Consider the following 11,022-nt stretch of genomic DNA (forward strand, 5'->3'; position numbering starts at 1 on the left):
AGCATCTCTCCGCCATCAATTACTGGGATCGGCGAGTACGTGCTTCATCGCGCAGTACCTGGAGGTTGAGAATTTCAGCTACTTCATAGCGGGGTGGCATAAAGCCAGCAACCGGCCGAATACGCAATACTGGCGGAAAATAGCCCATACGGCCGTGCAGTTCGGCCAACAGCGCCGCAGCACTGAAGTTAAGAGCCGGTAGATTGATCAAAATGGCTTCGCTTTGCCACTGTTGAGCTGACAATCCCGCTGCATCAGCCATCGCGACAATTTGTGGCGCCAACGGTTGTTGCTGATCAATCTGACTGGGAATATCGATCACCTGCTCAATAGCCTGCCCGACAAGCGCGACAATCTGCTCTTGCTGGGCTGGTGTGATGGGATGAGAATAATTCAGTACAATCATGGCAAGATTCCTGTTAGATATTTCTTCTTTATTGTAGCGCAGACTGGTTGGAAATGTGTCGGTGATGTACGACGGATTTTGGCTCAATTCATTGATAACGGCGCGAGAAGTCAAGAGGCCGGGACGGGAAAGCTTTTCAAACCGAGGAGAACGGTTGCTCCCACCAGATGCGGGCCAGAGGCCCGCGCTCCCAGGGAAAGCGTGCGGGTTTGGGACGAGCAGCGGCCCCTGATGTTCGTCGGTCTCGCGCCGTCGGGAGAACGCTTGCTCCCACCAGACGCGGGCTAGAGGCCCGCGCTCCCAGAGGAAGCGTGCGGGTTTGGGACGAGCAGCGGCCCCTGATGTTCGTCGGTCTCGCGCCGTCGGGAGAACGCTTGCCCCCACCAGACGCGGGCTAGAGGCCCGCGCTCTCAGGGGAAGCGTGCGGGTTTGGGACGAGCAGCGGCCCCTGATGTTCGTCGGTCTCGCGCCGTCGGGAGAACGCTTGCTCCCACCAGATGCGGGCCAGAGGCCCGCGCTCCCAGGGGAAGCGTGCGGGTTTGGGACGAGCAGCGGCCCCTGATGTTCGTCGGTCTCGCGCCGTCGTTGGACCGTTCGGTTATTGAACATAACCCAAAGCTGTAAGCTCTGCAAGGCCCTACTTTGATGGTAATTACTATTTCCGGGAAAGGCTTCAGATGATACAATAAGGATCGATGACAGAAACCCGGCACAAGTTCGTTTGTAGCGAGGGGGAGCCAGGGAAACGGTAGCATAGACCCATCGCCTTCCTTAATTTTCGCGCACTCTGTTATGTTACAAAGACGGCTGAGACATTCTCACTTGAACGTATCAGCGAGAGCGATACGGCTGTCGCAGCAGAAAGTGGCGCAAGCTACCATGCGTTCGCACATAGCAAAATCCGACCTTTTTTAGCAGGTGAAGATCCATGAGTGAAACCATCCTGGAACGGATACTGGCGCACAAACGAATCGAGGTACAACGCCAGCAGGCCAAAATCCCACTCGATGTGTTGCAAGAGCGAATTCAACGTGCACCACCGATTCGCGACTTCGCGGCTGCCCTCCGGCGAACACCGGCCACAGCACTCATCGCCGAAGTCAAAAAGGCCTCACCCAGCCGTGGTGTGTTGCTGACCAATTTCGACCATCTCGCGCTGGCTCGTACATACGTTACTAATGGCGCGGCGGCGATCTCGGTTCTCACCGATCAACGGTTCTTTCAGGGTAGCCTGACCTACCTTGCCGGTATCCGTGCTCTGCCCGAAGTACAGACTGCGGGAACCCCCTTGTTGCGTAAAGATTTCATTATCGATCCGTATCAGGTTTACGAAGCACGTGCGTATGGCGCCGACGCAATCTTGTTGATCGTAGCCGCTCTCGATGACCAAACGCTGGTGCATCTCTTTGCACTTACCCGCGAACTGGGGATGCATGCCTTGATCGAGGTACATACCGTCGGTGAACTTGAACGAGCACTGAAGGTACATCCTCCCATCATTGGGGTGAACAATCGTGACCTCCATCGTTTCGTAACCGACCGCACAACCACCAAAGTGATAGCGGAACATCTGCCGATTGGGCCACAGCGACCAATCCTGGTAAGCGAGAGTGGTATTTTCACACCCGACCATGTCGCCGAAGTACGCAGCTACGGCGCTGACGCAATCCTGGTCGGCGAGGCCTTGGTGACAGCATCTGACATTGCGACACAAGTACGGATGCTGGTGAGTGCTTGAGGTACCGGAGTGTATCGTGCCGATCATCAGTCTGCCTGGTAGTGGCAACAGCGAAGTTAGGAGCAAGGGGTGACAGCAGTGCAACAGTGTTCTGGCTGTGGTCAAACGATAAGTGGTACAGAGCGATTTTGCCCGACTTGTGGTCAACAACTACAGCGTTACCAAGACAATCCCTCACCGGTCATCAACACAACCATTCCGCTCATACCAGTACACAACAGTCGATTGGCGATTGCCAGCCTCATTTGTGGCGTGATGACGTGGATTCTCTTTTTCATCCCCCTCTTGCTGGCAATTCCAGCCGTCATCTGTGGTCACCTGGGACACAGCGCAGTCAAGCGTGGGAATGGCGCCGTGACTGGTCGGGGCATTGCACTCACCGGTATGGCATTAGGGTATGCACATCTCGTACTGACGGTACTGGGGTTCTGTATATTCGTTGCCATCGTGTTGGGGGCTAATCTGTAAGCAAAACGGCGAGATGGCAAGCCATCTCGCCGTGTAGGAAGTTAAAGTACTAGCCAACTTCCGGTACAATCACCCCGTAATTTCCATCGCGTCGTCGATACAAGACATTTATCTGCATCGTTTCAGCATTCTGGAAGATAAAGAAGTTGTGACCGAGCAGTTCCATCTGTTCAATCGCATCATCAACAAACATCGGGCGGAGACGGAACGTCTTGGTTCGGATAATGCGAGGTGTGGCCTCGGCCTCACCTGATGCAGCAATAGCCGCAGCTTCTGCCTCGGCGATAGCAACTTCTTCAGCCGGAGTCAGACCGTTCGAGGCACGGCGCTGTTCGCGGCTACGTCGCCAATATTTCTCTTTGTAGCGTGAAATCTGGCGTTGCAGCACCTCCTGCACTTCATCAATTGCGGCATAGAGGTCAGGTGCACGCTCTTCAGCCCGCAGGATCACGCCGTGCTCGGCAACCAGTGTCGTCTGTACACGATAGACCTCACCAGCATTGCGTTGTTGTTCGTGTTGTACTTCGACGGTGATACTGGTAATGCCGTGAAGATAACGCTCGAGCTTCGCGAGCTTCTCTTCAATATGTGCACGTTGACGATCTGAAATCTTGCCGTTCCGGCTCTTGATAGTTAGTTCCATCGTGTCCTCCATCCGCTGAGGCCCATCTACAACGATGGGCAGGGCGATAAAAAACAACCCGGCCCCCGCCGTCAGCGCGGCGAGGACCGAGCTATTTCTCAAAAGGATATCAGTTGGGTTATCAGGCTGACCAATGTGGTCATAAGGCCTCATGTCTCAAGAGAAAGCTACCACTCCGTAGCATTCATCTAATAGCTTTGACCGTATTCTACTACGCGATCGCTGCTCTCGCAAGATACGAACAGTGAGAAACTGTTCACTGTGCAGTAATATTGCAGTTATACTACCAACTCCATACCTTCTGCAGCAGCAAGCAATTGTAATGCACTTCCCTGCGCAGCCAGCATTTGGCGCAAGCGGTCAACAATCGCATCCAGTTCATCGTCGGTGCGGGTAGGGGCGTGGTGGAACAGTACTAGACGTTCTACATCGGCGGCTTGAGCCGTTTCAATCGCATCTTCGATCCGACTGTGACCGTAATCTTCCACTTCCTCGGCACGCAGGTATGGGGCGCTATGGATCAGCACGTGGGCATTGCGGGCAAATGCAATCGCAGCTTCGCGAATCCCACTTTCGCCATAACGCACATCGGTAATGTAGACTAGCACTCGCCCACGTTCTTCCAGACGGTAGGCCCAGATCGGTGAGTGCGGACGGTATGAGAGCGGCATGGCGCGAATAGTCAGTTGACCAACAATGAATGGTTCAGTAGAAATGGGCGTGAAACGATGGGTAGCACCGATATGAGCAAGTCCAAAAACCGGCGAATAGACCGGTGAGAGCATACCGTCGTAGACCATCTGTAACGAGCCACGAGTACTATCAGGGCCATAGATGTCAAGGCGATTACCGGGAATATGCACGACACCGGGAAAAGGGAGACCGAGAATATGATCCCAATAGGTATGAGAGATCAACAAGGTCAACGTTCCACGGCCACGGCCAAATTCGCCCTGCATCAGTTCATCACCCAGCATACAAAAGCCGGTACCGGTATCGAGGACAATCAGTTCACCCTGATCACCGGTTACTGCGGTACAGCAGGTATTGCCGCCGTAACGTAGCATTGCGGCATCGGGTGTTGGAACATAACCGCGAACTCCCCAGAAGCGCACCTTCATGGTCTCCTCTCCAGTTCCATGCCCTCGAACGCTGCCGTAACCAGTAATCCCGGTGCAGCCAGCGACTGTTGTTTGGCAACGATCTGATCTAGCTCGGTATCGGTACGATGAGGATCGTGGTGAAACAGGATTAACTGACGCACCTGGGCTGCTTCGGCAATTTCACGGGCTTGAGAGGCACTGCTATGGCCCCAGTGCGGAAAGCGGGCGTATTGCGCATCCGTAAACTGGGCATCGTAGATCAGCCAATCGGCGCCATAAGCCAGTTCGAGGATAGCCTCTTTCATTGCCGCCAGTTCGCGCAATTCACTTTGACTGCGGGCTGTGGGTTGACCGGCCCACTCAATCCGTTGTTCGCCAAACAAGACGGTATGAAACGGGCCGGTGTCAGGGATAAAGGTTAGGACACCTCGTGATGTTTCAAGACGATAGGCCAGTGCGCGGTACGGGTGATTGGCGAGCGCAGTACGTACCTTAACTGGTCCCAATTCGAACTCAGACCCGGCGCCAATTTCAAAAAAGTTAAGTTGTGCACGCAAGTCATCGAATTGAAGGGGAAAGAGCGGATCGCTTAAAGCCCCCGCGAGGGTAGTTCGTAAACTCGACTGCGTGCGAGCCAGACCGTAGATATCGAGGCTCACATTGGGATCAAACAGCGGTGCAAAAAAGGGAAAACCTATGATATGATCCCAATGGGTATGTGTTATCAAGAGATCGTACTGGCGCGGCTGCGCGGGCAATCGCTGCAACGCCTCACTCAACATTCGCAGACCGGTACCGGCATCAAGAATGATACAGTGACCTTCTGCTTCGACTTCAACACAGGTTGTATTACCGCCATATCGCAACATGTGAGCATGAGCGACAGGGTATGAGCCACGGGTGCCCCAGATACGAACTCTCATGGATGCGTCCATGCAATGTTTCGTGCTGATAAAACCAGATGCACAATGAAATACAGCACTGCATCTCACAGTTTACAGCATAAACGCAGTTTGTGAATGGTTTTTAGAGTGTCATTTTATTTTTTATGGAAGCTGAAGGAAAGGATGATCAATGGCTCGCTTTCGCGTTGGTGTTCAACTCCACCCCCAGCACACAACCTGGGAATCGTACCGCAAAGCTGTTCGCTACGCCGAAGAGATTGGCTGTGATACGATCTGGAACTGGGATCACTTTTTCCCTCTCTATGGCCCACCCGATGGCCCCCATTTCGAGGGTTGGACTCTGCTTACGGCAATGGCGGTTATCACTCAGCGGGCCGAGGTTGGGTGTCTGGTGACATGTAACAGCTATCGCAATCCGGCATTACTCTCGAATATGGCAAAGACGGTCGATCATATCAGTGGCGGGCGGCTGATCCTTGGTCTTGGCGCCGGATGGTTTGAACGAGATTATACGACGTTTGGTTACGAATTTGGTACAGCCGCCGACCGCTTGCGAGCACTGCGAAAGGCGTTACCAATTATTAAAGAGCGCTGGGCTGTCGATCAACCACTCCCGCTACGCCGGATTCCGATATTGATCGGTGGTGGTGGCGAAAAAGTGACGCTGCGGATCACAGCCGAACATGCCGACATCTGGCATGGTTTTGGCCCGATTGAGAACTTTAAGCGCAAGAATGCAATCCTCGATCAATGGTGCGCCCAAATTGGCCGTGACCCGGCAACTATTGAACGGAGTGTATCGCCACGCTCCGGTGAACCGATTGAGCCATACCTCGAAGCGGGGGCAACCCATATCATTATCGGGATGGGGGAACCATGGGATTTTGCACCGGTTGAGGCGTTGCTGAAGCTGCGTGGGTAAGACGTTGTGGAGCAGAAGGCAGACGGTCGATCAACATGAGATCGCATCGTCACAGTAGTACTGTACCCATCCGCGAAGGAGGATCGTCATCGGCCAACCGGTAGTAGGGAGAAGGGATCGTCGCAGCGCATCTCAGGCTTGAACGTACCGTAAGAGAGATATGCTACCGCAGAGCCTACAGCGGTCTTGAGTCGCATGTCTAAGTACCTCTCCGAACATCTTGTCGTTACGTCCACGACGTGGTGAACCCTGTCACCCTGTCAGTAGCTCCCACACGATGGACGACTGACCTGGCACCGATGTCATCTCGGGCAGGGGCACAGCGGCGCTGCGCCCCTACCGGTAGGAGCTGCCCACCCTCGCATCGACAATGACCACGATGCTTACCCGCATGTTCTGGAGCGAAACATTTCGGATAGGCTCGAAATGGTTCAACAACGGAGCGACGCCGACCAACATCACACACCTATTCACGATGATCCGCGACCCACAGGCTTCTCCGGAAGTGCGGTCTTCTAGCCCACGCTGTGCAGTCCATGGCCGGAAATCATTGTTTGGCTCATCAGCGCGCTATCGGGCGGATTGGAAACCTGTCTCTCTGAGGCGCTGATGGGCTGATGTTCTAGAACACCGCATTGCCGCGGACGGGCTGGAAACCCGCCCCCACCGCTGTATTGACAGGTATAATCAACGAGAATAATGGAGTTTGGTCGCAGATTGCCGTCGCGCCTAGGAGCAGCGCGTGCGGAAACGTGCTGCTAGACGGATTGGGAACCTGCATCTCCTGCTCTTCTCAGAACTCTCATCTCTCCTCTTTCACTACTGCGGTATCGAGACAGAACTTTGAGAATCCTTATCGCTCTGGGGTAAGTTGTTGCAGTGAACTCCTGTCGCTGAACTAACTTAAGAATCATACCTTCCTTCTACCCTATCACCAACAAAAATTGCTCAGATCGATCTTTCTCAATGATAACCGCACGTACCAGGATCGTCGATCAACTGGTCTCGTCCCTGTATACGGAACATTCAAGCTCTGAATCGTTACGCTTGGTGCAGTAACGGCTATGGTCGTACCAACCCTGGATGACCACGTAACGTTAATGGCCGACCAATGATCCATGTGACATTTTTCACAGAAAGAAGTGCTATGTTGACTTATACTTGTGGATGACCTTGGCGCAAGATCGGTCTAGCAGAATTGGTTAGCCGAACCCAAAACGGTTCCAAGTTCGAGGGAAAGGTGCTGATGATGAACCGTTCGATATACGTTATCGTATGGCGAATCGTATTTGCGGCCAGCGTAATGGTCATGATGGTTAGTGCGCTTTGGGCCGGACTACTGCGCATCGGATGGGCGCTCCCACTATCGTCAGTGGCCGGAATGCACGGACAGCTCTTTATCGGTGGGATGCTGGGAACTGTGATAGGGCTGGAGCGGGCCATTGCCATTGGTCGATCCTGGGCGTTTGCTGGACCAATCTTGACCCTTCTCGGTGGATTAGGATTGCTGGCTGGCCTGCCGATGACCTTTAGTGCACTGCTTATCAGTGGTGGAAGCCTCGGCTTGTTGGTCATCTTCGCACTGTTGCTCAAGCGCCAGCCAGCCCGGTTTCTGATCACGATGGCTCTTGGCGCACTAGCATGGTTTGGTGGGAACCTGCTCTGGCTCAGTGGTCAACCATTAGCAGTTGCCTCACTCTGGTGGGTTGGCTTCCTTACCCTAACCATCTTCGGAGAGCGGCTCGAGCTGGGACGATTACGCCAATTACCAACCCGTGCCTTCTGGAGTTTTAGCCTGAGCGTATGCCTGCTCGGTCTGGGCCTGATCTGGGGGTTGTTTGACTACATTAACGGATCACGTATAACAGGAACAGGCTTACTCGGTAGTGGTTTGTGGCTGTTAACATACGACATTGGCCGACGCACTATTCATCGTCCCGGTTTACCCCGTTTTAGCGCGGCATGCATGCTTTCGGGCAGCGCCTGGCTCGCATTTGGCGGTCTACTCATGACGATTGTCGGTGGAACCTACGGTGGCCTCCTTTACGATGCAGTGCTGCATAGCATCTTTGTTGGTTTTGTGTTCGCCATGATTTTTGGTCATGCACCGATCATTATTCCGGCGCTACTTAACCTACCCGTCCGCTTTAGCGGTTGGACATACGTCCCATTAGGGTTATTGCACCTATCGCTGCTCTTGCGTGTTGCCGGTGATTTGCTGCCGGTAATCGAATGGCGACGCTGGGGAGGCATGCTTAATGCGGTAAGTATTTTGGTCTACCTCTTCATGACCGCAATAATCATAGTGGTAAGTATGCGTCAGCGATCATTGACTGTGATGAGTGTAACGAACGAGATCACATAGAGTGTAATCGGGCACCCATCGTCAGTTCGACATGACTCGCCTACATTGCTCGCAGGCGCCCTGACGTGATCAGCGAGCGATTTATTCTAGTGAGACAGCACCATAGAGCCTATCCGAATCATCGTCTCACGGTACGACGGATGACACCTGATAGATGTACGGGCACAGCGGCGCTGTGGCCCAACCGATCTTCTTCTGCGACAGAGTATTCCGGAGGCATTTACAAACCACAAGCGATGTCGTGCCCCGTCGGGCGTATCGGGGCACAACTGGCACTTCTCATTTTTCCTCTCCGGCAACATCCCATCACTGCCGCTCCTATGACATCTCTGTTTGCCCGGCTCGGCGAAAATCACGTACCAGCAAGCGCAAGCGGCGCTGGCCGTTCCATTCATCAGCTTCTAACTGATAAGCCAGATCGATCTGGGAATGGCGCCGTAAAGGTTCGGCAAAACGTCCGAAGTGAAAGCCGATAGCATCGAGTACCGTATCACCAACCCGTACTCGCATCCGTAAGTGCGAACCGTCGCTGGTCGGCTGCGGATCAATAACAGTCACATTCGGGGTCATCAGTACAGGCTGCGGATTCCCCTGGCCGAATGGCTCAAGCCAGTGCAAGGCAGTGTACAACTCCCACGAGATGTCACTCAGAGGCACAACAGCATCAATCAGGAGACGTGGAACAAGCTGCTCAGCCGATAACCGTTGGCGGCCCAGTGCCAGTAACCGCTGCTCAAGTATCGCAATCTGAGGAGTGGCAATCGTGAAACCTGCCGCCGCCGCATGCCCACCGTAACGCACGAACAGTTCAGCACACTCATCAAACAAATCGATAATGCTAAAACCGGGAATTGAACGCGCCGATCCGCGGGAAGTTTCCTCTCCTTGCTCGATCACGACCACCGGTCGATGGTAGGTCTCGACCAGGCGCGCAGCGACTAAACCGATCACGCCAGCATTGAAACTCGGATGGGCAATCACGATCAAGGGATGATCTGCCCGACCGTGCTGAGACACCAATGCTTCAGCCGTCGTTTGTAACTGGCGCGTAAGCGATTGACGCTCACGATTCGTGGCATTTAACTCGGCAGCCAGCACGTCTGCTTTGGTACGATCGGTCGTCAGTAACAATTCATAAGCACGTCGGGCATCGGCCAACCGCCCGGCAGCGTTGAGGCGCGGCGCCAGCGCAAAAGCAATCGCGCCACTGTCGATCATCCCCGGTGTTAGTCCGGCAGCCGCCACCAGTGCCTGAATACCCGGACGACTACTTTCGTTGAGCGCAATCAGACCAGCACGAACCAATACTCGATTCTCATCGTACAGCGGCCCCATATCGGCAACTGTACCCAGGGCGACCAGATCGAGGAGATCACGTCCGCGCAGGTTGGCCGGTCGTTTTCCGTAACGAGCCAGGGCCTGCACCAGCTTGAACGCAATCCCTACTCCAACCAATCCCTTGAAGGGATACGCACAGTCGGGTTGCCGCGGATTCACAACGGTCAACGCCGGTGGTAACGTGGTCGGCGGATGATGATGGTCGGTCACGATCACATCGAGGCCAAGGCGATTGGCCTCGGCGACTTCTGCATAGTTCGAGATACCACAATCAACCGTGATCAACAGCCTGACACCGTCGGCAGCTAACTGACCGATTGCCAGATTGTTGAGTCCGTAGCCTTCACGGGCACGATGAGGAATATAGGGGCGGATCCGTCCACCCATGGCACTGATCGCCTGGGTTAGTAATGCCACAGCGGTAATTCCATCGACATCAAAATCGCCGTAAACGGCCATCAGTTCATCGCGCTCGATAGCCTCTGCAATGCGGCCGGCAGCATCAGCCATGCCACGCATTGTGAAAGGATTGTGTAAACCAGTGTTGTAATCGGCGGTTAGAAAAGCCCTGGCAGTGGCAGGCTCGTGCAAACCCCGTTGGTAGAGGAGCGTGGCGAGTAACGGATGAAGGCCGAGTTGTTCAACAAACGCAGCAGGTGCTGCCGGACGGATTTCCCAACGCTGACGGCGCGCTGACATATCTCTTCTCCTGAAGCAAAGTGCCCGCTAGCAAGCGGTGATTATTATACGTCGTTTTCGTATAGCCGAATAGGCTAAGCGTGTGGCAGAGCATTCTCTTTGCTGGTAGTGAGCGGTACTTGACGTTCTTTCCCTGGTCATTCTCCCCCTTTCTCTCTTCTTGTTAGTCTGTTCAGCGTTTTCAGGTTTTGGTGGGTTTGCGGTAAACATCGTTCACCCTAATCCACGAGGTTACCGAGGAGTACTGAAGCGCCCTCCATGGCCGGTCGCCACCTGCTACTCGTCGAAGGACTGCCGTGAGGAGCATACTATACAGTTTGCCCAAACAGATTTGGCCGGCTTTTGCACGCATGATTGTCGGTACTGGTAATATTGATGTACTATGATATGAATCGTACATTACAACAAAAAATTACACCTATTTTTGCCTATGCT

At 54.0% G+C, this 11,022-nt stretch carries 9 protein-coding genes; 4 read left to right on the forward strand and 5 right to left on the reverse strand.

What is annotated here, in order from left to right:
- Positions 1-19: 19 nt before the first annotated feature.
- On the reverse strand, positions 20-406 hold the full coding sequence (gene csx15, locus QTO31_RS04735; RefSeq protein ID WP_301428273.1) for a CRISPR-associated protein Csx15: 387 nt from the start codon (positions 404-406) through the stop codon (positions 20-22).
- Positions 407-1,334: 928 nt separating this feature from the next.
- Between csx15 and trpC the strand changes: the two genes are divergently transcribed.
- Entirely contained in the window at positions 1,335-2,144 is an 810-nt protein-coding gene (trpC, locus tag QTO31_RS04740) for an indole-3-glycerol phosphate synthase TrpC (RefSeq protein WP_301428275.1), read from the forward strand.
- Positions 2,145-2,222: 78 nt separating this feature from the next.
- The gene (locus QTO31_RS04745) at positions 2,223-2,612 is read left to right on the forward strand and encodes a DUF4190 domain-containing protein (protein ID WP_301428277.1); all 390 of its coding nucleotides are present in this window, start codon (positions 2,223-2,225) and stop codon (positions 2,610-2,612) included.
- Between the two features lie 49 nt (positions 2,613-2,661).
- Here QTO31_RS04745 and hpf read toward each other — a convergent pair whose 3' ends face one another.
- The 3 genes from hpf to QTO31_RS04760 form a co-directional block, all read right to left on the reverse strand.
- Positions 2,662-3,255, reverse strand: coding sequence for a ribosome hibernation-promoting factor, HPF/YfiA family (gene hpf / locus QTO31_RS04750; RefSeq protein ID WP_031459070.1), 594 nt, complete (start codon positions 3,253-3,255; stop codon positions 2,662-2,664).
- Positions 3,256-3,533: 278 nt separating this feature from the next.
- Complete coding sequence (locus QTO31_RS04755; protein ID WP_031459069.1) at positions 3,534-4,376, reverse strand: MBL fold metallo-hydrolase; 843 nt, start codon at positions 4,374-4,376, stop codon at positions 3,534-3,536.
- Positions 4,373-5,281: an MBL fold metallo-hydrolase gene (locus QTO31_RS04760; RefSeq protein ID WP_031459068.1), complete on the reverse strand. Its 909-nt coding sequence runs from the start codon at positions 5,279-5,281 to the stop codon at positions 4,373-4,375. Before QTO31_RS04760 ends, QTO31_RS04755 begins: the two co-directional genes overlap by 4 nt.
- Positions 5,282-5,432: 151 nt before the next feature.
- Between QTO31_RS04760 and QTO31_RS04765 the strand changes: the two genes are divergently transcribed.
- Positions 5,433-6,185, forward strand: coding sequence for an LLM class F420-dependent oxidoreductase (locus tag QTO31_RS04765; protein WP_301428279.1), 753 nt, complete (start codon positions 5,433-5,435; stop codon positions 6,183-6,185).
- A gap of 1,246 nt (positions 6,186-7,431) precedes the next feature.
- Positions 7,432-8,550 (forward strand): hypothetical protein, encoded by a 1,119-nt coding sequence (locus QTO31_RS04770; protein WP_301428280.1) that lies wholly within the window; start codon positions 7,432-7,434, stop codon positions 8,548-8,550.
- Between the two features lie 318 nt (positions 8,551-8,868).
- On the opposite strand, the gene recJ is transcribed toward QTO31_RS04770, so the two are convergent.
- A complete protein-coding gene (gene recJ, locus QTO31_RS04775; RefSeq protein ID WP_301428281.1) occupies positions 8,869-10,587 on the reverse strand; it encodes a single-stranded-DNA-specific exonuclease RecJ in 1,719 nt (572 codons plus the stop codon).
- Positions 10,588-11,022 lie beyond the last annotated feature (435 nt).

Source organism: Chloroflexus sp. MS-CIW-1 (genome assembly GCF_030444705.1).
Classification (GTDB): Bacteria; Chloroflexota; Chloroflexia; order Chloroflexales; family Chloroflexaceae; genus Chloroflexus.

Excerpts from the sequence above, each read along its gene's own strand:
- QTO31_RS04770 (WP_301428280.1), top strand. The coding sequence starts at position 7,432 with ATGATGAACCGTTCGATATACGTTATCGTATGGCGAATCGTATTTGCG.
- trpC (WP_301428275.1), top strand. The coding sequence starts at position 1,335 with ATGAGTGAAACCATCCTGGAACGGATACTGGCGCACAAACGAATCGAG.
- csx15 (WP_301428273.1), bottom strand. The coding sequence starts at position 406 with ATGATTGTACTGAATTATTCTCATCCCATCACACCAGCCCAGCAAGAG.
- recJ (WP_301428281.1), bottom strand. The coding sequence starts at position 10,587 with ATGTCAGCGCGCCGTCAGCGTTGGGAAATCCGTCCGGCAGCACCTGCT.
- QTO31_RS04755 (WP_031459069.1), bottom strand. The coding sequence starts at position 4,376 with ATGAAGGTGCGCTTCTGGGGAGTTCGCGGTTATGTTCCAACACCCGAT.
- hpf (WP_031459070.1), bottom strand. The coding sequence starts at position 3,255 with ATGGAACTAACTATCAAGAGCCGGAACGGCAAGATTTCAGATCGTCAA.
- QTO31_RS04765 (WP_301428279.1), top strand. The coding sequence starts at position 5,433 with ATGGCTCGCTTTCGCGTTGGTGTTCAACTCCACCCCCAGCACACAACC.
- QTO31_RS04760 (WP_031459068.1), bottom strand. The coding sequence starts at position 5,281 with ATGAGAGTTCGTATCTGGGGCACCCGTGGCTCATACCCTGTCGCTCAT.